Below are 22,028 nucleotides of genomic sequence, written 5' to 3'. Positions count from 1 at the left end.
CGGATGTCAAATGACGCATTGGCACCGTTCCGTATATTTATACCCCAAACCAACAATCTATACCATAAGACACAAACTTTTCTTTTAGAGGCTGTTCAAAAAGCTGTCCTTTGATCAAATGTCGAATCTTGAATTCAGCCGGGAACTCCGGTGCTCAGCCTTTTTACCAGACGAGCTTACCAAAATCAGCAAACGCCTTAGAGTCTGCATCAATTCCAGCAAGCAGAGCTAAACGGTTAGCGCGTACCTGCTCATCCTCCGCCATAACCATAACGGAATCGAAAAATGCTGTAACTGCATCTTTTAGACCCGAGAGAATACGAAGTGCTTCTTCAGCATTATTCGCCGACATCGCTTCAAGATACGGTGTGTGTAATTCCTGCCATGTATTGTACAGCTGCAGCTCAGCTTCTTCTTTAAGCAAAGAAGGATCAATCACTTCAGTGGTTGCTTTAGCTGCCAAATTACTGACACGAGTGAGTGAATCTACGGTAATTTTGAAATCTGCTTGGTCTAACACAGCACCCATAAGCGCACGACTTCTGCCCACAACATCTACTACGTCATCAAAGCCAGCTGCTGTTACAGCGTCTACAACATCATAGCGTACATTGTCGGATAAAAGACGTTTTACACGCAGACCGAAGAACTCGTACAGGTTTATACGTAGTTCATCGCCAGAATGTTTCGTATTCCCTGAATTTTCATGAATTTCAATCGCCGCTTCAAAAATTTCGCGCAGCGTAATCGGCAATTTATGCTCAAGCACGATTTGAACAATCCCTGCAGCCTGGCGACGCAGTGCATAAGGATCTTGAGAACCGGTTGGGATAATACCGATAGAGAAGCAGCCTACAATCGTATCGATCTTGTCCGCAATGCTGACGACCGAACCGGCATCTGTCGAAGGTACAGCATCTCCAGCGAATCGTGGCTGATAATGCTCGAAGATCGCTTTTGCCACAGTTTCAGGCTCTCCTGCTTTGCGTGCATAATCTTCGCCCATGGTGCCTTGAAGTTCTGGAAATTCATAAACCATTTGAGTCACAAGATCAAATTTGCAAATATCAGCAGTCCGACTTACTTCAGAAAGGGTTGTATCAGACAATCCCAACTTAACAGCAAGACGATCAGAGATTTGGCGAATACGGCGCACTTTGTCTCCAACACTGCCAAGCTCTTCATGGTAGACGATATTTTCTAGTTTGGCTAGCGCATCGTCAATCTTCATCTTTTGATCTTCTTGATAGAAGAATTTGGCATCTGATAGACGAGCACGAAGCACCTTCTCATTTCCCTTAGCAATAACATCCAAAGATACTGCATTTCCGTTACGCACCGTTACGAAGAAAGGTAGAAGTTTACCCGCTGCATCAAAAACAGGGAAATAACGCTGATGTTCACGCATCGAAGTAATCAGCACATCCTGCGGAATATTCAGGAACGATGGATCGAAGGTTCCAAAAAGCACGGTTGGTGTTTCAACCAGAAACAGTACTTCCTCCAAAAGATCCTCTTTGATTGCAATCGTCCAGCTTTTCTCTTCAGCCAATTGGTTAATTTGCTTCAGAATCAGTTCTTCCCGTTCCTTAACATCTACAAGTACATGCTGCGCACGCAAGCTCTCCACATATTGTGAAGGCTCTAAAATTACAGTCTCTGTTCCGAGAAACCGATGTCCACGGCTCACATTACCTGCTTTTACATCCGTAATTTCCAAATCAATAATATCTTTCCCGAAAAGAGCAACTAACCAGCGGATCGGACGCACGAATTTGAAATCGTAGGCTCCCCAACGCATGTTCTTCGGAAAGGTCATAGCATTTACAATCCCGAGAAGTCCTTCTGAAAGCAACGAAGCTGTCTCTACCCCAGCACTATTTCTAGTAGCATAGATATACTCTACTCCAGCTAGCTCTTTGAACGTAAATTGCTCCGGAGATACACCCTGACTACGGGCAAATCCTAAAGCAGCTTTGCTCCAGTCCCCGTTTGCATCCAGTGCGATTTTGCGTGATGGTCCTTTGACCTCTTCGCTAATATCCTCTTGCTTCTCAGCCGCATCCTTAACTAATACAGCGAGACGACGTGGCGTTGCATAGGCAGTAACTCCAGCATGGGTAATCCGTGCAGAATCCAACCACTTGGATGTTCTATCTTGTAGCTGCTCCATCGCAGCCCGGATAAAACGTGCAGGAATTTCCTCCAGACCGATCTCAAACAGGATATCTTTAGACACGGTCAGCACCTTCTTTCTTCAGCAGCGGGAAGCCAAGCTTCTCGCGTTCCTCAAGATATGTTGCCGCAACAGAGCGGGCAAGATTACGCACTCGGGTAATAAATCCAGTCCGTTCAGTAACACTGATGGCTCCACGTGCATCCAGCAGATTAAAGCTATGTGAGCATTTCAGCACATAATCATAGGCTGGAAATACAAGATGTTTCTCCATCGCTCTACGTGCTTCTTCTTCATACATATTAAACAGCGAGAATAGCATTTTTACATCAGATACTTCAAAGGTGTAAGTAGAATGCTCAAACTCCGGCTGATGAAAAACATCACCATAAGTCATGCCGCTAACCCATTCAAGATCGAATACATTTTCTTTATCTTGAATATAGGATGCTAACCGCTCCATTCCGTAAGTAATTTCTACGGCAACTGGATTGGCTTCGATACCACCCACCTGTTGGAAGTAAGTAAACTGAGTAATTTCCATACCATCCAGCCATACTTCCCATCCTAGACCTGCACAGCCTAGTGAAGGGTTCTCCCAGTTATCCTCGACAAAACGGATATCATGCAAGAGTGGATCAATACCAAGTGCTTTCAAACTATCCAAGTAAATCTCTTGAATGTTATCAGGCGATGGTTTGATAATTACTTGAAATTGATGATGCTGATACAGACGGTTCGGGTTCTCCCCATAACGTCCATCGGATGGACGACGTGAAGGCTCTACGTACGCAACTCTCCATGGCTCAGGACCTAGTGAGCGTAAAAAAGTCATAGGGTTCATCGTGCCGGCGCCTTTTTCAGTGTCATAAGGCTGTACGATAATACAGTTCTGTTCAGCCCAGAACTGCTGCAGCGTCAAAATCATCTGCTGAAAGTTCATAATACCGTCTCCTTCGCTTAACATATTCCCCACAAAGTGAGGTTTTGCTTCGATGCATACTCAGGTACTTTGCGGGGGCCCCAATTATTGCTTTCAGTACATAAAAAAAGCCCCCGCCCCCATGCCTGATTAACAGACATAGGGACGAGAGCTAACTTATTCTCCCGCGGTTCCACCCTACTTGATTCCATACCTTGCATTCAGCAATATCGCTGCCAATAACAAGAACGAAATCCACTTTCATTCGCCATATCCGTACTCCCGGGTGCCATGTTCATGAACATTGTCCCGCCAGGCTCTCACTACCCCCAGCTCGCTGAATCGCAACAATATCGTTCATTACTTTCCCGATCAATGCACGTTCTCCCGAAGTGGAGCAAAACGGCGATCATATCCAATACAATAATTAAACTGTTCCTATAGTAACGGAAAAATCAGATTTCGTCAAATCTTGTACTTGTCGAGTTGATCTAAGAAATTCTGTGATTTCAGCTTTAACCCAAGCTGCACATCCATAAAGGCTCGCATAATTTTTTTAAGCTCATCTCTACTGCTTTCTTTGACATCCACATTCCCTAATCTAGTGAGATCAAGTCTGGCGAATAAGCGTAGCAATTTCAAAGCACGAGCAGAGACCTCCATAGCTGGAGGATCATTATGTTTACAGCTGCGGCACAGTGCTCCACCAAGGCGTGGGCTTATCAGCAGTTGTTCATCAGGCTTTTCAGCTCCACATATAACACAGGTGTCGAACTCTGGACCATAACCTGCTGCTTGCAAAATCTTCATTTCATAAACATTTATGATAACTCCAGGTTCCTTATCTTCTTCAAGTGCGTTCAGGCAGGCCGTAAGCTGGCGAAACCAGAAGCTTCCCGTTTCCTCATCATGCAGAACTTTATCAAGCAGTTCACAAGCGTAAGACGCATAAGCAGCTTTGATCAAATCCTCCCGAAGAGGGTGGTGAGACTTCGTGATTTCGCCGGAATTCAGCGTCCCAAGACCTCCGTTGTTTCTAAAAAAAACAAATTCCCCGACGGTGAACAGCTGGATCAAGGCAGCATGGCGGCTTTTGACCTTCTTAGCACCTCGCACCAGAACACCTACTTTACCGGCGTTCTCGGTGCAAAGCGTAATGATTGCGTTCCCCTCGCCGTAGTCCATGCTGCGAATGACGATCCCTTCCACCCTGTGTAGCATGCCTCTTCCCCCAACCATTCGGCAAGCAACCAGTCCTTATTGCGCTTCTTCATCACAGACCTTCTCTTCCTCCACTAGCTGTAGTCCACTGTCTTCAAGCGGAAGGCCAGCTTCCTTGTATAGCAGGTAAGCATCGACGTCTCCTGTCATTGCAAAATACTTCCACGAAAAGTTTCGCATTCGTATTCATCCTTTCTTGGGAAAGACGATGTCTCTTCAAGAATTAGGATGTGCGATGAGCCAGGTTCTATCCTTGCAATTCCTGCCAAACGAGGAATAACGGAAACAGATCTTAAAGGTCTTTATGGAAGCCCAAATCCCGCAGAACGCGGTCCTGATTACGCCAGTCTTTTTTCACTTTCACCCAAAGCTCCAGAAAAATCTTCGATCCCAAAAGGTTCTCAATGTCTGTCCGAGCACGTCTGCCAACCTCTTTCAGCAGCGCACCTTGCTTGCCGATAATAATCCCCTTCTGAGAATCACGTTCGACAAAAATAACGGCAGACACATGCACCACTCCATTTGGCTCAACTCTCATATCTTCGATAGCTACAGCAATGGAATGCGGTACTTCTTCGCGCGTCAAATGTAGAATCTTCTCACGGATTAGTTCTGCACACACAAATTGCTCTGGGTGATCCGTAATTTGATCTTCTGGGTAATATTGCGGACCTTCCGGCAAGTACTTAGCAACTTGCTCTAACAGCGTGTTAACATTGCTGCCCATCTTAGCAGAAATCGGAATGATTTCAGCAAAATTATGCAGCTTGTTATACTGAGCCATAAGTGGGAGCAAAGCTTCCGGCTCTATTTTATCAATCTTGTTAAGCACAAGAATAACTGGCGTCTTAAGTCCGTTTAATTGCTCAGCAATGTATCGGTCACCACCACCCAAACCGTCTGCAGCGTCCACAAGGAACAACACAGCCTCAACTTCACCTAGCGTACTCATCGCTGTTTGGTTCATGTAGTCGCCTAGCTTGGACTGTCTTTTATGAATACCTGGTGTATCCAGGAACACGATTTGTGAATTATTCGTTGTATAGACCCCGTGGATTTTGTTTCTGGTTGTCTGTGGCTTATCCGACATGATTGCAATCTTCTGTCCAATAACCTGGTTCATGAGTGTCGATTTGCCTACGTTCGGTCTGCCGATAATTGCGACAAAGCCTGATTTGAATTTCATATTATCTTCCTTTCATTTCAGAAACCTTTTGTTCTAAAAGCTTTTTCGATCCCCCTAAATCCCCCTTAGCCAAGGGGGACCCCAAGGGCCCCGGCCCTCTGGACACCCGGAAATGGGCGTACCTGCAACGTTCGACGGGATTAGAGGCATGGTGGTGCACGAGCGCTTTCGTCCCCTACGGGGACACGCTTCACTGCGCTTATTCTCACGGCTCGCAATTAGCTCACCGTGGAGAAGGCTGTGTTACAGTTGCTTTGTGTGCTAGGAATCGCTAGCGGCTACGCCGCGGCGCTTACGGCGAAATGTTACTCCAAAAACATAATTTTCACCATTTTAGCCCGATTTGATGGAATACTCGCACGTTTAGTTGTAGTTTGTGCAATTAATTTAGAGCTTTTTTATGGTTTTGACATTTTAATTGCACTCAGTGCAACTAAATTCTGGATAATGAGCCAAATGTCTATTAAAACGGATATTTAATTGCACAAAGTGCAATTAAAATGTGCTTCCAGCGAAATTGTAATCATTTAGTTGTACAAAGTGCAACTAAATCACATCCACCTATTCATCATCTACTATATCATGCTCGAGGTTTTCAAGTACAAGCCGTTAGAGCGTGAGTTAGTAAGTGTAGTGCCAGAAAGGCATTTGATCAAACACTTGTTATTACTCAGGAGCTTGTCCTTGCTTCAGATCTACGGGACCAAAAGCGCCGGGAAGTAATTCTCCCACCGTGGTCTCAACGATATCGCCCTTCATGTTTCCAAGGATAACCTTCATGTCGGGTGAACACAACTCAATCATTACTTGCCGGCATACGCCGCAAGGTGATACGGGTCCGTCGGAATCGGCAACAACGGCGATTGCCTTGAAAGAACCGATCGCATGACCGTCTGCGATGGCACGGAATAAAGCGGTACGTTCCGCACAATTGGTTGGGCCGAAAGCAGCATTTTCTACATTACATCCGTGATGAATATGACCATCCTGATCGAGGAGGGCGGCGCCTACTCCAAATCGGGAGTAAGGAATATATGCCTTAGCACGTGCTTTAATCGCTTCTTGCATAAGAAGAGCGGAATCCATATTGGGTCCTCCTAAAGTTTTGTATAGCGTTACATCGTGGAACTACTTCGTTACAAAACTCACTTCGTAAGCATCCACTTAGTTTTGTTAGCATCACTTCATGGGATCACTTCGTACAAAACTCACTTCGAAAGCATCCACTTAGTTTTGTTAGCGTTTCATCATGGAATTACTTCGTACAAAACTCGCTTCCTAAACATCCAGTAACCAAAGAGGCGGAATCGCAAAACGCGGGTCCGCCTCTCCCCTGAATTGATTTGTACCCTGATTATGACATAAGTCCGCTAATCCAGTCCATCACAGGGTGGTAAAAAACATAGATCCCAACAAAGACAGCAAACACCGCCGTGAGAAGCACAGCTCCTGCGGCGGTATCTTTCGCTCTCTTAGCCAGTGGATGAATCTCCGGCGAGATCAGGTCAACCGTCGCTTCAATGGCCGTATTGAGCAGCTCAGCGGTTAAGACAAGCGTGATTGAGAAGAGCAGCAACATCCAGCTGGCCAGTGGAAGTCTGAACACGGCAGCAGCAACAAGAACAACCACAGCCAAACAGCAATGCACCTTCATGTTAAGCTCGGATTTGAATGCCGACACGATGCCATGCGATGCAAACCGAAAAGAATGCCAGAACTTCTTGCGTCCTACCGCCGTGTTCTTCACCATTAGCGAGTCAACCCAACCTGATCTAGTACCTTCTCTTGCTTGGACATCATCTCTGCCTCTGAAGCTTCATCCTGATGATCGTATCCTAACAAGTGTAGAAATCCATGCACAAAGAGGAACCCAAGCTCACGCTCCAGAGAATGACCATATTCCAGCGCTTGCTCCTGAGCACGAGTTACGGAAATGATTATATCTCCCAGTACGTCCGGTACATCTTCCAGCACTTCGCCTTCTTCTACTTCGTATATAATGTCCAGCTCGTCCTCTCCGCTTTCATTCATAGCAAAAGACAGTACGTCTGTCGGACGGTCAATTCCCCGATATTCCAAGTTCAACTCATGAATACGAGCGTTATCGACAAAAGTAAGTGCAACCTCACCCTGATCGATTCCTTCCGCTTCACCTGCTTTTTGCAAAATGCTCTCCAGCAGCGCTATGAGATCGTCCTTTATCTCGTATTCTTCTTGCTCGTTATCCCAAACGATCTCTAAACTCATGGGTTAGCTGCCCCTTCCTCTTTTTTCGGCTTACGCACATCTTCTGGGTATTCGATCCGTGAATGGAAAATCCCCATCACCGTTTCTTTCAGAGTCCGTGCTATAATATCCAATTCTTTGATCGTTAAATCGCACTCGTCAAACTGATGATCATCTAGTCGACTTTTAATTATTTTCTCAATCATCGTCTCCACCTGCAGAACAGTTGGTTTGCGCAATGATCGTACCGCGGCTTCAACACTGTCGGCGATTCCGACAACGGCCGATTCCTTCGACTGAGCTTTCGGGCCAGGATAACGGAAATCTTCCTCTGTAAAATCAGGCTCGACACCTTTTTCTTCCGCCAGCTTCAGTGCCTTATGGTAAAAATAATGCAGGAACGTAGTTCCATGATGCTGCTCGGCAATATCACGAATCGGTTTAGGTAGCTTATATTCTCGTTGCATTTCCACCCCATCGCGCGCGTGGGCTACAATGATAGATTTACTAAGCTTCGGTTCAATAGAGTCATGCGGATTTTCCATATTATTCTGATTCTCAATAAAATAAAACGGACGTTTTGTTTTGCCAATATCATGATAATACGATCCTACACGGCACAGTAGTCCGTCTGCTCCAATCGCTTCTGCGGCAGCCTCTGATAAGTTACCTACCATTACACTATGGTGATAGGTTCCCGGGGTTTCCGTAAGAAGCTTGCGCAGCAATGGATGGTTCGGATTAGACAACTCTACCAGCTTCAGCGCTGATAGAATACCAAAAGTAGCTTCAAAGAAAGGCATCAGACCAATCACAAGCACTGCAGTCAAAAGCCCGCTCGCAAAAGCAAAACCAACTGCATATAGCGTGCTTACATCTTTCCATTCTCCACCAGCCAATAGGGTCAGCATAAAGACGGTCACACAACCAAAAAGGGAAACCATAATCCCACCTTTTAATAATGTGGAGCGCTGGCCTGCACGATGAGTGGCAAAAATAGCCACATAACAAACAACGATTGAAAAGAATCCGAAGGTGAAATCAAAAATCGAATTCTGCTGAACATTAAAAATTATACTGGCTAGTATACTGAACAGAATAGAACAGAAATACGCTAATGTCATATCCAGCAGCATTGTGATCAGCATAGCGCCGATGGCTACCGGAGCCAAAAACCCGAGATAGGAACGAACATCCGTCTGCAAAATTGCGGTTAACCGCATGGTGATGATCGTAATAACAAATACAAGCACCAGCATCAATAGCTGGGAATTATTATACTTGAAGCCTGAGGTTCCTCCCGAGTAACGGATGAACACCATTAGACCCGCGGAGAGCATGGTAGCAAGTAACAGTAGACCAACCTGAGGCCAATAGTTGACCTCATTGCTGAGCAGCCCATTCTCATCCAAAAGAGCGTAAAGCTCAGGAGTGATTTTTTGCCCCTTAGCGACAAGAACCTCCCCTTGCTCAATGAATACATCAGGCGTGTTCTCACGAGCCTGGACCTTCGCTTCCTTCGTTGCATCCTCATCATAGAACTTGTTGCTCGTAATAACGAGCCGCACTAATTCCTGCACAACCTCACGTGCCGTACGCTGACTCAGAGTACTGATACTCACCTGCTCCGCCACTTTGGCGCGTGCCGTTTGAGCGTCCGTAATCTGATCGTTCATCAGCCTAGTCACAATATCACGAGCGACAGGCTTCATTTCGATAATGTCCTGAGAGGTCAATCGCGGAATCTTAATGTAAGTTTCATCCGGAATAACATAGGTCTGTTCTTTGATGACAGACTGCATTTCATCCAAAAGATGATCAGAATAAATGGCGCCGCCCCGATTTGAGGCTACGAAATTCAAAATAAAATCACTGGCTCTTTGCGGAATCTCCTTACGATAAATACCCGTTTTATCGCTTTGCGAAATCAGGTCATCCTGATTGAGGCGATCAATCCGATCCAGTAGCGAGGTCACAAGATTATCGGCCCTCATCGGGATAATTTTATACTTAGGAGATACACCTTCAGCCGCTTCTTCAGCCGCCTTTAACGTTGCCTTCTTGTCCAGAATTTGCTTAGGCGCTGTAATCTCCTTGGCGCTGAGCGTATTCTCTTTAATATCATATCGCTTAGGCAGCAGATCAGGCGACAGGCTGAAGTAGAACACAAGTCCGAGTAACAGGAAAAGAGCATAGCGTGTTACCGCGCTATACTTCCACCCGTTGTTCGTATATACAAATCCGCTTAATTTAGATGGTTGCTTTGAAGCCATGAAGACAATCCCCTTTATTGGAGGTTTTCGGCAGAGCGGTCATAGGCAACGATAATTTTCTGCACCAGGGAATGCCGTACTACATCCTGCTCCGCAAAATAGACAAAGCCAAGTTCTTCTATGCCGGATAAAATCGCTTTGGCCTCAATCAAACCGGATTTCTTGCCGCGAGGCAGGTCAATCTGGGTAACGTCACCCGTAATCACCATTTTGGACCCGAAGCCGAGTCGAGTCAAAAACATTTTCATTTGCTCAGGCGTTGTATTCTGTGCTTCATCTAAGATGATAAATGAATCATCCAGCGTACGCCCACGCATATAAGCGAGCGGAGCAATTTCAATTAATCCCCGTTCAAGCGCCTTAGCCACCTGATCGGGCCCCATAACGTCGTATAAGGCGTCATATAACGGACGGAGGTATGGATCTACCTTTTCTTGCAAATCCCCTGGAAGGAACCCTAGACTCTCTCCTGCTTCTACTGCGGGGCGCGTAAGGACGATACGCTTAACAGAACCTTCTTTTAGTGCCGTAACTGCAAGCACTACTGCCAAGTAGGTCTTCCCCGTTCCTGCAGGACCGATTCCGAATACAATATCACGCTTCTTGATCGTTGTCACATAATGCTTCTGGCCAATCGTTTTGACCCGGATAGGCTTTCCACGAAAAGTTGTTGTAATTTCTCCCTTGAACAAATCGAGCAATTGATCGACTCGAAAGTCTTTCGCCAGCTCTACAGCGTACTGCATGTCACGTTCAGTAAGTATGTAACCGCTCCGAATGAGGGACAGCAGCACATTAAACAATTGTCCCAGCATGTCTACTTCCCGCTCCGCACCACGTATCGTTAACTCTGCTTCACGGGAATCAATAATAGCGGGAATTTCACTCTCGATGATTTTTAGGAATCCATCCTGCGGGCCGAACAGCGATTGCGCTTCTCCCGCATTTTGCAAAGTTATACGAATGCTTGCAGTCTGTTCTGACAAGTAGCCTCATTCTCCTCAATTGTTTACTATTGGCAGTTCTTCGGAAATTTTCTCTTCTACTTCAAAGATCACTTTCATATAAACTTTACCATTCTCTTTCTTCTCATGCAAAACTTTTTGACTTTTGATGACGCTATCAACACCATAACGCGCTAAAATATCATTCTTCGCTCGCTCTATTCCTTGTTCAAATCCTGCCTTAGGAGTCAATGTCTCACTCGTTTCACTAACCTCTAATTCTTTCTCAGTCATTATGCCTAGGGGCAACTCTATGGACCGCCAAGACAGCGGATCATGCTCAGTGAGCGTTCTTGAATTCTCGAATGGAGAATCGCCATAACCCCACAGCTGTATGGCCCATTTGCCAAGCACCAGATAGGTTCGATCCTTACGCTCTCCCGTATATGAGCTGTTCGTTGTTGTAAGAGGTACCTCTATATTGTATTCATGCCATACTAGGCCCTTAACCTCACCTTTAGCTACCACGTACTGTACATTCTCTTCGTCGCCAAGAGCACCCGAGATCAGAATATCTCCTTTTTTAACCCGCGAGTTACGAGCTACAACCGGCCTGCCCTGCTCCGCATATATTTCAGTTACCACCGCATCTGTTCTGCTAATCAAATGTCGCTGGCTAAGCAAAGGTTTGATATCCGGCTGTTTAGACTCTACAACCTGGATTTTAATGCTCGTCCCCGTCCGCTGCAGCCCTATCCATGAAACCCCCGGTAAATGGGCCAGGAGCCCCTTAGAGAGCTTGTCCGGCTCATTCAGACGCCATATCCACTGAAAAGGATAAACACCCTCCTGGCGAGCAGCTGCCAATATATCCTCAGAGGCAATCTTGTCATTTCCTTCAACTCTGATGCTCCATACCATAGTAGATAACATAAAGAGCGTAATCCCAAATACCAATATTCCTATGCCAAAAAATTTACGTTTCCACAGCCGCGCCATTAGAAATGGTAATCCACTTCTTCCAGTAACGTGCATACGACAGCCTGTCTTCTTTAAAATCGGACGGAGGACATAAAAATCATTTAGAAGCAGCTTAAGGGAAGCGCCGCCCTCAGCGGGCCTCACATCCCAAATCACTATACCTGCTTCAGAGATGACATTAATGAATCTCTCCACCTGAGGTCCCGTCACATGCAGCGTAACGGATCCCCGCAGTGATGAAAGAGGTGGTTCCTTCATGATTTCCCCTCGCTTTCTTTATAGCTAATATCACTAATAGTGCCTTCTACCGCCAGTTCCTGACCAAGAATATTACGGATGACAAGATTCTCACCTGTGATTTCAAGCGATCCTTTAGCTAACGCGAGCTTAAGCTGGCCTGAGGAAAAATGCAGCAAGCCGCGATGATTCTCGATATACAGTTCCTTATTGCCGATCAGGGTGATCCGGGGCATTTCTTGTAGTAAGTCCTGTGGAAGATCCAACACCCCGTTTGTCCATCCCCGCAGCCTGCGGCCAATACGGGTCATATGTAGACGTTCCCCCTTCCTGCCTTCTTTACACCTTATGCGGCAACGCTTTTGTTTATGAGAAGAAGTGATAAAGGAGAGTTTTTCAGGTATGAAAAATGCAAAAAAAGCCTTGGCCTCCTATCGTAAAGATAGGAAAGCAAAGGCTTTTTCTGGGATTCTAATCAGCATGCACTATCTGCGTGAGGAATGTGGGTTTCGAGAACGGGGAGGACCGAGAATCTCTGCCCATGCTACACCGTTACGCAGGTCATCACGACTGCCAGTTCCATTAGACTGAACTGTCGATCCCGTAGCGGAATTCTTAGTCTTTTTCGTTCTTTTGGAATCTGCACCAGCAATTCCGTCAAAAACAGATTGAAGACGTTCCAGCTCCTCCTGCATTTTTTTCGTGCGCAATTCAACGCCATCATTTTCATCAGGTTGCTCCAAAGACATGCCCTCACCAGATACATAATTCGGAGTTGGAATATATGCTGGCTCTGGAAATGCAGGGGATGCGTCATACTCACGGGAGGTTGTAGCAACAGGGGTAGGAAAACCGCTACCGGACTGCTCTCGTTGTTCACCGTTCGCATCAGTTTCTTTGTTATGACGGAGAGGATTATCTTGTCCTCCACCAAAAGTCGGCATCCCTCCGCGTGGAGCACCTTTAGGTTTGTTCTTCGCGGCCTTATTCACATTGGATACAATCGCGAAAATAATAACCGCAACAATATAGATCCAGCTCATGGAGATTCACATCCCCTTATTTATTATTGTTAGGACGGGTATTGTCATCTTGATCATTCATTTTACCGAGAGAACCCCGCATTTGGGTATCCGCCTCAATGTTCTTGATATTCATATAATCCATAACACCAATTTTCCCAGCCCGTAATGCTTCAGCCATAGCCAGTGGAACCTGTGATTCCGCTTCGACAACAAGCGCCTTCATTTCGACAACGCGCGCTTTCATTTCCTGTTCATGAGCTACAGCCATTGCTCTACGTTCTTCAGCCTTAGCCTGGGCAATTCGTTTATCAGCCTCAGCTTGTTCTGTTTGTAGATAAGCACCGATATTCTTACCAACATCAATATCCGCAATATCAATAGAAAGAATCTCAAAGGCAGTACCGGAATCCAGACCTTTAGACAAGACCATACGTGAGATTGAATCCGGATTCTCCAAAACATCCTTATGCGAATCACTCGAACCTACCGTAGTTACAATCCCTTCACCGACACGAGCAATAATCGTTTCTTCACCCGCACCACCTACGAGACGGTCAATATTAGCACGAACAGTAACCCGTGCTTTTACTTTAACTTCAATACCGTTTTTAGCTACAGCAGCCACAACTGGTGTTTCGATCACACGTGGATTTACACTCATCTGTACGGCCAGAAGCACGTCACGTCCTGCGAGGTCAATTGCTGCTGCGCGAGTAAACTCCAAAGGAATGTCTGCACGCTGAGCTGCTATCAGAGCATTAACTACCCGGTCAACGTTACCCCCTGCGAGATAGTGACTTTCCAGTTGATTAATGTTAAGTCCAAGACCAGCCTTAGTCGCTTTAATCATAGGATTAACAATTCGACTCGGTGTAACACGACGCAATCTCATGGCCACCAGCGTAATGATACTGATTCTAACGCCCGATGCCCAAGCAGAGATCCAGAGCATGACCGGGAAGAAGCTTAAAAAGACACTCAACACGATGATTACGACTACCGCAATCAACAAAAAAGTAATTAAAGATGCTTCCATAACTTTATAACCTCCGTTAAATTATTGTGGAGCTACTATCGATTGTCTATAGCTTTCCTTATTCCTTAACTTCCTTCACCACAATCCGTCCACCCTCAACTTTTATAACAGTGACCGGTGCGTTGACGCTAATAAAGCTACCTTCTGTAACGACATCTACGCGTTCGCCGCCAATCATAACCGTTCCAGAAGGACGAAGCGGAGTAATACTGTTCCCTATAGCTCCAACTAAGCTTATCTTCTCTTCAACGGGTACAAAGCCCTGATCTTTGGTGAGCGTATCCCTCAAAATAAACCTATTCCAAATTCCGCGTTCTTTAAAAGCGACAGCCACAATTACAATGACTACAGTCGCCGCTGCGAATGCGATACCCAGACTAAACAATGCATGCGTAAAGCTGTATGCGGCTCGTACGACACCTGCTACAAGACTCACTGAACCGAGTAACCCCAATATACCAAAGCTCGGCACGAACAGCTCCAGCACAAGCATGACAAGTCCAATTATGAACAACAGCCAAGTTTCTGATCCGGCAAACCCAGCCACTGAGTTTCCGAAAAAATATAAAACGAAAGCTAATGTCCCAATGATCCCAGGTGCGCCAAAGCCCGGAACGAGCAACTCAATCACGACACCGGTGATCCCAATGAACAAGAGAATCGTCATAATAATCGGACTCGTCAGAAATTGCGACATTTTCTCGGCTCCTGTATGCTCCACACGAAATATGTCATCAGTAGTATACCCTAGCCAAGTGATAGCTTCCTCAGGAGTAGCTGTAATTTGATCAGCGTAGCCAGCATTTAATGCTTCGTCACTAGACAAGGCAATAATTTCACCCTGCGCTTTAGATACACCTAGATCTGGCTTATCCACTACCAAATTACTATCGACCATTCCCGCAGCAATATCTGGATCTCGCTCATTCAAAGCAGCGGCTCCAATCATTTTTGATTTCCAGTAGGACACCATCTTCGCGTCATCTACTTTTCGTCCGCTCCCATCTACGAGGGATGCGGAACCGATCATGCTGCCCGGCTTCATGATGATTGCACCTGCGTTAAGTGCTATGTAACTGCCTGCAGAGGCGGCATCACCTTTAATATATGCAGCTGTAGGTATGTCACTATCTCTTACCATAGTCCCAATCTGTTCCGCCGAATTCACCAGTCCGCCTGGTGTATCCACCTCGAGCATAATTAGAACTGCTCCATAATTAGCAGCTTCTGCAAATCCTCTTTCCAAAAAGCTTTGCAGACCTCTTTCAATTTTCTGATCAACCGGAATAATAAACACAGGGCCTTTCTTCAACTCACCATTTGTAGCTCCTTGTGCTTTTGGTGCTGTAACATCAGCGCTTACATTCGGTATAAACGGCGTTAAGAGCAAGAGCAGCAAAACAACGGGAATGCTGGCCAACATTATTTTCCGTAATTTTTTCAATATTTTTACCTCCCTTCTTCAACTTGACCCGGAACACATAAACGTTATTACGCTGCAATTGGAATTACGTTTCAAAACATAGAAAAGCACCCCTTTTGCAAGGGGTGCTAGCGCTATATTATTGCAGAAATTGCAGAACCGCTTGGTTCACGAGTTTACCATCGGCGCGACCTTTGACCTTAGGCATCAGTGCGCTCATGACCTTACCCATTTCACTTTTCGAAGAAGCACCGGTTTCCTGGATGGTCTGCTGTACAATTGCTTTAATTTCTTCTTCGGAAAGTTGCTCGGGAAGATACTTAATAATAATCTCGATTTCTGCCTTCGTACTCGCGGCAAGCTCGTCGCGACCCGCTGATTCAAATTCTTGGAGGGCATCTTTGCGCTGTTTGATTTCACGACTAAGGATATCAAGCACTTCGTTGTCGTCCAATGTTCTCTTCAAATCTATTTCAAGATACTTTATTGTAGAACGAACCATTCGAATCGTGGAGAGCGTGAACTTGTCCTTACTCTTCATCGCTTGCTTCATATCTTCGTTCAATCTCTCGCTAAGATTCATGCGTGGGTAATCCTCCTAAAACTTTCTCTTACGAGCAGCCTCAGACTTCAGCTTTTTCTTAACGCTTGGCTTTTCGTAATGTTTGCGTTTCTTCACCTCAGCCAAGACACCATCTTTTGCGATGGAACGTTTAAAGCGACGAAGTGCAGCATCAATTGTCTCGTTTTTGCGAACTTTCGTTTCAGACACAGTTTCCCCTCCCTCCGACCATACCGTCCAAGAGCATAACACGGTTTATCAAATTACATTATAGGTCAAACGGAAATAAGGTGTCAACCTCCGTGTTATTCTTTTTTTCTGGCAAGTTCTTCAACATTTAATGATTGTACTATGCGTGAGAAGCCGAGATTCCTGTAAGGGCTCCCAGCTTGGCCCCACCAAGCAAGTGATAATGAAGATGAGGCACAGCTTGTCCACTATCAGGACCACAATTATTGATCAAACGATAACCAGACTCGGCAATCCCAAGATCGATAGCGATCTGTTGCGCTACACTGTGAATTTCAGCAATCAGCGGAAGATCCTCAGGTGTGACATCATTCATGGAAGCAATGAACTTCTTAGGAATGATTAACACATGTACCGGTGCAGCCGGCTCGATGTCGTAGAAAGCAAGAATACGCTCGTTCTCAAATACTTTTTTGGAAGGAATAGTACCCTCAATAATTTTGCTAAACACGGTCTCCATAGAGTGCTTGCCTCCTAAAAATTGGTGAAATATTGCTTCATCATAAGCATAAAAGCCTTCAGTGCCCTTACAAGGACGGTCAGCGTAAATGCGAGAAATATAAGACATGAAGTATTACGTGAAACTTATACTTTCTTATATTTTAAGATAATCATACAGGATAATCACCAATTACGAAAGACGCTTGAAGATTCAACGTCTACACCCTAAAACTGTATCTAATACAGAATGAACTCCGTTAACAAATGAAGTAGTGCTATATAAACTCCCGTCGGGGCTAAAAAAGGCAAAAAAAAGAGAAACACCCTTCACAGCTTATAAAGCTGATTCGGCGGCGGACGTATGAAAAGGAGTATATTCCCGGTCATACGTCCGCCGAGGTGTTTCTAAAAGTAATGTCGGCTTAGCTGTATTATAACAGCACGTTGATACTGTATCTGTGATATCAATCACACGCTTAGAATATCCTCACATTTTTTCCAAAAGGATACGAGATCCCCCTCCACCTTGTTCAGCAGGAACTACTACCAGCTTGCGCGGCAACCGTGCACGCAGCTCTGGAACGTGGCTGATAATACCGACTGACAGCTGGTCATTATGCAATCTTTCAAGTGATGTGATTACTGTATCCAGCAGATCAGGGTCGAGCGTACCAAAGCCTTCATCCAGAAAAAAGAACTGCAACTGATATTGTCCCCGAAGCTGGATCTGAGCTGAAAGAGCAAGTGCCAGTGAAAGGGATGTGAGGAAGGTCTCTCCACCAGACAGTGTTGAGACAGGTCTTCTCACCCCACCGTTCCCGTCATCACGGATCACAAAGCCACCACCCGAATCAACCTCTAGCGCATAACGCTGCTTGCTTAGGAAACGAAGCCGCTGGGAAGCGGACTGGCACACCTGCATCAATTGCTCCTCGGCAATATACTCAACAAAGGCATTCCCACGTAAGACCGTCTGCAGCTTGGATAGTTGATCTTGTAGAGAGGCATGTTCAAGCCGCTTGGCCTCGAGCTCCATCCAGCGAATATGCCGATGCCGCAGATCCTCCAAATCACGCTCAGCACGTGCTCTTGCCTGAAGGGCCATTTCATCCTCAGCTTTACTTTCTCTTAAGGTCCCCTGGCTTATTTGCCATTCCTCTTCACTTAAGCTGGCTCCGTCAAGCTTCTCTTCAATGTTACGCAATTGCAAAGAGACCTCAGCTTCTTCAGCACGGTGAGCACGCACCCGGGAAGAGGCTATTTCCCGTTCTTCAGGTGTAAGAGCTGCTCCTTCAACCTCAGCAGCTGAACGAAACGGTGAAGACGCCAAGCTTTGTTCCCACTGGCTGGCTGCAGTTGCATAATGTTCACGCGCTGATTCTGCGGACTGGCGAGCGATAGCTGCCTCTTTAATCTGATACTGGGCCTTTTCCGCCGCGGTAAGATGTAATTGCTTGTTTGTCTCCACAGCAGTCAACAATTCCTGTAGACGGCCTTCACACTCCGCTAGAAGCGTAGCAGCAGCACGACCATTCGTCCACTCAAGTAGACGCTGATCTTTTTCACGCTGCAATTCTTCTTTACCTTCGATCTGTGTGATCCACTGAGCTAGCTCTTTATCCAGCCCTATAATGGTGTCCTGAAGGTTCTGCACAGAAGCGCTTTTCTCCTCCAGAAATTTGACGCTGATATCAAGACGCGATCTAATTTCTTCGGCTTGTGCATCCTTCGCGACCAGCTCACGGTAAGCTTGTTCTACCTCACCCGGTGCCAGGTTAGGGAACTGTTGTACCCAGTTCTCCCGCAGAGCCTTTAGCTGGGCGCTGAGTTCCTCAGCTTTGGCCGTAATTCCTTCTACCCAGCTCCGTTCACCATCGACACCAGCTGCTTCTTTGAGGCATAGCTGCTGAACGTCCTGCATCGATTGCTGCCACTGTACCGCAGTACGGCGCAGTTCACCTGACCGACCTTTTAATGCCAAAAGTTCAGTCTCAAGTGCTGACAAGGCTTCTTCATCCGGAATGATTAAATCGGCGGAAGGGGCAACTGCATCGCTTACTTCTGAACCTGCGGCTGCAGGGTGATTTGCCGCTTCGATGACTTCATTTCCAAATACCTGCTCCAGCCATACTTGATCCTGTTCACGAAGGCCTCGGAACAAATGACGAGCTTCCAAAGCCCGTCTCGACAATGCCCGGACTTGCTGAAGCTTCATTTCCAGTTCCTGTTGCTCTAAGCTATCCTGCAATAATGCTGGAGCAGGATGATGCTCGCTGCCGCATACAGGGCAAGGTTGTCCTTCTTCCAGCTCCTTAGCGAGCGCAAGCGACAGTCTGTGAAGCTCTTGATCCTTCATAGCAGCTTCCAAAGAACTGACATGTTGCTCCAGGCTCTCCGCGGCGGCACGCGCAGCTTCTTCTGTTGCCAGCAGCTCCTCTTGATGCAGCGCCGCCTCGCGGATCAGTTGCCCGCGAGAAGCTTCCTGCTGCTCGCGACGGCCCTCGGCCTCCGCGAGTCGCGCCTGCGCAGCCGCGAGTGCAGCGGCACGCTCGCGGCGCTCCTTCTCCGCCTTATCCCATTGGGATTCGGCGGAGTGCAGCCCTTGCAGTCTCTGCATCGCTTCTTGCAGAGACTGCCGCTCCTGGGAGCGGACACCGAGCGGCTGCAGGCTCAGCTGCAGCTCTTGCTGGCGCTTTTGGCCCTTGGCCAAAAGCTCACGCTCCCGAGCCATGCCCTCCCGCAGCTCCGCTAGCTTGCGGGAGGCCTCTTCGCGGCGCTCGCGCAGAGCCGCGAGTTCGCGCCGTAGCGCCCCGAGCTCGGACTCGAGCTCGAGCGCGCGGCGGTAGGTGCCGGCCCCCTCCCGGAGGGCCGGCTCTTCCGCCGCAAGCGCGGCCTGCGCAGCAGCCGCGGCGGCAGCGGCACGCGCCGCCTCCTGCTCGGCGGCGGCGGCCAGCACCTCTTGGCCCTCCGCGCGGGCCAATCGGCTCTTAAAGGCTTCTTCCGCGCTGCGCCATGCTTTAAGCGCGGGAAGCCTTGCCTCGGCCTCGTCAGCTTGGCCGAGCTTCTGTTCAAGGAGGAGAATCTCCCCCTCCTTGGAGAGCAGCCCCTGCCGCTGCAGCTCGCGGCGGGTCCGTTCCTCTTGGAGCTCGCGAATACGCGCGAAACGCTCCGAGACCTGCAGCGCCGCCGTAAGCTTCCGGCGGCATTCCGCAGCATAGAGGGTTGCCTGTTCGAGGCGCTCCGCCGCTGCCTTTACATCCTCTTTGCCTGCGCTGCCAAGACCCTGTTGCTCAGCTTCGAGCGCGCGGAGCGCAGCCTCATTCTCCTTCACTCGGCGGCTAAGCTTGATGGCAAGCTGATCGCCATACTGTTCCAGATGGAACAGGCGCTGCAGCATTTGCCGGCGATCTACGCCACGAAGCGATAAGAATTCAGCAAATTTCCCCTGCGGCAATACAACCGCCCGCGTGAAGTCATCCATTTTTAGACCAATATGCTCCTCCACACAGCGCGTAACATCCGCAAGCTTGTCCGCCAGAACGTTATCCCCATCAGGTGTGACTTCAATAAAACGGCTAATCGTGTTACTTACGGTTTGCTCCCCTGTACGCTTAAACTTACGCTCAACACGGTAACGATGTGCCCCAGCAGAGGAAGTAAGCTCAAAGGTGAAAGAGACTTGTAGCGTGTCTTCAGAATGATTCATAATCCCCTGCGTTCCGTTAACGGCACGTTCCACTTTCCCGTACATCGCCAAAGTAATAGCATCTAGCAAACTAGACTTGCCGCTCCCTGTTGGTCCAAAGATTCCAAACAAACCGGTCTCACATAAACTTTCAAAATCTATTTCCTGCATTTCTCTATAACTTTGTAGTCCTGCTACTTTTAATAGAATAGGCTTCACCTTAGTTCTCCTCTCCTTCCTCTGGCTGACGCCGTTCTTCTTCGGTAAGCTGTAAGAACAGCTCTATCAAGCTATCTTCCGGCTCTGCTCCACCCGTCTGACGCTGATAGAATTTACGGAACAATTCTTGCACAGGCATACGTGAACGGGAAACCTGTTCGAGCTCCATCTCCATTTGCGGATAAATTGGACGAATATGAATGATCCCCTCGCGTGATTTGCGCAGGCGCTGAATATCATTCATCGACATAGCTTCACTAAGCCGTATCTCCAAATCTATAAAAGCAGAAGCATCTCTACCTTCATCCAGCCAGTTATACACCTCCTGCAATCCTCCAGTGGAGCTCCATCTTACAAGCGGACGCCCACAACGAAGATAGATTTCTTCAAAGGTTGGCTCTCCACCAGGTGCAACATCAATCAGCGTAACCGATTTGGCCTGTCCTGCTTCAGAAAAGCTGTATGCCAGCGGCGATCCGCTGTAACGAATCATGCCTTCACCTTTTACACGCTGAGCGCGATGAAGATGGCCTAATGCCGTATATTGCGCTCCACAGGCTAAAGCAGAAGGATCTACAGTATAAGCCCCACCCACTTGGATTGGGCGTTCCGAGTCACTTTCCACACCACCAAGTACATAAATATGGCTCATCGCTAAATTAACGGTCTGCGGTGTGAATTCCCGACCCAACAGCTTCATAAGCTTGCCTACGCGTGCGCTATATGCCAGTCGAAGCTCCTCTTCCCCACTATCCCCAGCAAGCAGCTCACCGAGACGAGCCTCGGAGGGATAGGGTAAAGCTGCAATTTTGGCACTCTCACCCGTGCGTACCGCATGAACAGTCACTGGCTCTGAGGTAGGAAGTCCTACCAATGTAATTCCCTGTCTTAGCACAAGCGGGGAGACTGAAGACACTCGCTCCGGTTGGTCATGATTTCCAGCGATCACAACAAGCGGTCTTCCACCTGAAGTCAGCCTGGCAGCAGCCTCATAGAATAATTGCTCCGCAGCCGCTGGTGGATTAACGGAATCGTACACATCTCCCGCCATCATAATCAAATCTACCTTATGAAAATCGGCGATTTCCACCAATTCATCTATGAACTGCTCTTGCTCCTTCTGCCGGCTTCTTCCTTCCAGCGTACGGCCAAGGTGCCAATCCCCCGTATGCAATATCCGCATCTTCATCCTCTTTCCCCGCTCCTATGCGGCAATGAATAG

General features: G+C 47.3%; 20 protein-coding genes. All 20 read right to left on the bottom strand.

Annotation, left to right across the window (positions count from 1 at the left end):
* Positions 1-163: 163 nt before the first annotated feature.
* Positions 164-2,239: a glycine--tRNA ligase subunit beta gene (gene glyS, locus NSS67_RS10120; RefSeq protein WP_339319416.1), complete on the bottom strand. Its 2,076-nt coding sequence runs from the start codon at positions 2,237-2,239 to the stop codon at positions 164-166.
* Positions 2,232-3,119: a glycine--tRNA ligase subunit alpha gene (gene glyQ / locus NSS67_RS10115; RefSeq protein WP_036683820.1), complete on the bottom strand. Its 888-nt coding sequence runs from the start codon at positions 3,117-3,119 to the stop codon at positions 2,232-2,234. The genes glyS and glyQ overlap by 8 nt, the downstream gene beginning before the upstream one ends.
* 444 nt (positions 3,120-3,563) lie before the next feature.
* The gene (gene recO / locus NSS67_RS10110) at positions 3,564-4,319 is read right to left on the bottom strand and encodes a DNA repair protein RecO (RefSeq protein ID WP_042190931.1); all 756 of its coding nucleotides are present in this window, start codon (positions 4,317-4,319) and stop codon (positions 3,564-3,566) included.
* A gap of 36 nt (positions 4,320-4,355) precedes the next feature.
* On the bottom strand, positions 4,356-4,499 hold the full coding sequence (locus NSS67_RS10105) for a YqzL family protein (protein WP_339319415.1): 144 nt from the start codon (positions 4,497-4,499) through the stop codon (positions 4,356-4,358).
* Positions 4,500-4,611: 112 nt separating this feature from the next.
* Positions 4,612-5,505: a GTPase Era gene (gene era / locus NSS67_RS10100; RefSeq protein WP_042190933.1), complete on the bottom strand. Its 894-nt coding sequence runs from the start codon at positions 5,503-5,505 to the stop codon at positions 4,612-4,614.
* Positions 5,506-6,171: 666 nt separating this feature from the next.
* The gene (locus NSS67_RS10095) at positions 6,172-6,591 is read right to left on the bottom strand and encodes a cytidine deaminase (RefSeq protein ID WP_042130321.1); all 420 of its coding nucleotides are present in this window, start codon (positions 6,589-6,591) and stop codon (positions 6,172-6,174) included.
* 268 nt (positions 6,592-6,859) lie between these two features.
* Entirely contained in the window at positions 6,860-7,255 is a 396-nt protein-coding gene (locus tag NSS67_RS10090) for a diacylglycerol kinase family protein (protein ID WP_339319414.1), read from the bottom strand.
* A complete protein-coding gene (ybeY, locus tag NSS67_RS10085) occupies positions 7,255-7,752 on the bottom strand; it encodes an rRNA maturation RNase YbeY (RefSeq protein WP_339319413.1) in 498 nt (165 codons plus the stop codon). The genes NSS67_RS10090 and ybeY overlap by 1 nt, the downstream gene beginning before the upstream one ends.
* Positions 7,749-10,004, bottom strand: a complete 2,256-nt coding sequence (locus NSS67_RS10080; RefSeq protein ID WP_339319412.1) for an HDIG domain-containing metalloprotein — start codon at positions 10,002-10,004, stop codon at positions 7,749-7,751. The genes ybeY and NSS67_RS10080 overlap by 4 nt, the downstream gene beginning before the upstream one ends.
* A 14-nt stretch (positions 10,005-10,018) precedes the next feature.
* Entirely contained in the window at positions 10,019-10,990 is a 972-nt protein-coding gene (locus NSS67_RS10075; RefSeq protein ID WP_339319411.1) for a PhoH family protein, read from the bottom strand.
* A 15-nt stretch (positions 10,991-11,005) separates the two neighbouring features.
* Complete coding sequence (yqfD, locus tag NSS67_RS10070) at positions 11,006-12,187, bottom strand: sporulation protein YqfD (protein WP_339319410.1); 1,182 nt, start codon at positions 12,185-12,187, stop codon at positions 11,006-11,008.
* Positions 12,184-12,477: a sporulation protein YqfC gene (yqfC, locus tag NSS67_RS10065; RefSeq protein ID WP_339319409.1), complete on the bottom strand. Its 294-nt coding sequence runs from the start codon at positions 12,475-12,477 to the stop codon at positions 12,184-12,186. Before yqfC ends, yqfD begins: the two co-directional genes overlap by 4 nt.
* A 174-nt stretch (positions 12,478-12,651) precedes the next feature.
* Complete coding sequence (locus NSS67_RS10060; protein WP_339319408.1) at positions 12,652-13,209, bottom strand: hypothetical protein; 558 nt, start codon at positions 13,207-13,209, stop codon at positions 12,652-12,654.
* Positions 13,210-13,225: 16 nt separating this feature from the next.
* Positions 13,226-14,227, bottom strand: coding sequence for a flotillin-like protein FloA (gene floA / locus NSS67_RS10055; RefSeq protein WP_339319407.1), 1,002 nt, complete (start codon positions 14,225-14,227; stop codon positions 13,226-13,228).
* Positions 14,228-14,285: 58 nt separating this feature from the next.
* Complete coding sequence (locus NSS67_RS10050; protein ID WP_339319406.1) at positions 14,286-15,671, bottom strand: NfeD family protein; 1,386 nt, start codon at positions 15,669-15,671, stop codon at positions 14,286-14,288.
* 118 nt (positions 15,672-15,789) lie between these two features.
* Complete coding sequence (locus NSS67_RS10045) at positions 15,790-16,233, bottom strand: GatB/YqeY domain-containing protein (protein WP_339319405.1); 444 nt, start codon at positions 16,231-16,233, stop codon at positions 15,790-15,792.
* Positions 16,234-16,248: 15 nt separating this feature from the next.
* Positions 16,249-16,422 (bottom strand): 30S ribosomal protein S21, encoded by a 174-nt coding sequence (rpsU, locus tag NSS67_RS10040; protein ID WP_036657994.1) that lies wholly within the window; start codon positions 16,420-16,422, stop codon positions 16,249-16,251.
* A 139-nt stretch (positions 16,423-16,561) separates the two neighbouring features.
* Positions 16,562-16,921: a histidine triad nucleotide-binding protein gene (locus tag NSS67_RS10035; protein WP_339319404.1), complete on the bottom strand. Its 360-nt coding sequence runs from the start codon at positions 16,919-16,921 to the stop codon at positions 16,562-16,564.
* 468 nt (positions 16,922-17,389) lie between these two features.
* Positions 17,390-20,806, bottom strand: coding sequence for an AAA family ATPase (locus NSS67_RS10030; protein ID WP_339319403.1), 3,417 nt, complete (start codon positions 20,804-20,806; stop codon positions 17,390-17,392).
* A gap of 1 nt (position 20,807) precedes the next feature.
* Complete coding sequence (locus NSS67_RS10025; RefSeq protein ID WP_339320559.1) at positions 20,808-21,989, bottom strand: exonuclease SbcCD subunit D; 1,182 nt, start codon at positions 21,987-21,989, stop codon at positions 20,808-20,810.
* Positions 21,990-22,028 lie beyond the last annotated feature (39 nt).

It is taken from the genome of Paenibacillus sp. FSL R10-2734, from assembly GCF_037963865.1.
In the GTDB taxonomy this organism is placed as follows: domain Bacteria; phylum Bacillota; class Bacilli; order Paenibacillales; family Paenibacillaceae; genus Paenibacillus_AQ.
The sequence above is the reverse complement of the archived record's forward strand: the minus strand, read 5'-3'. Positions and strand labels throughout refer to the sequence as shown.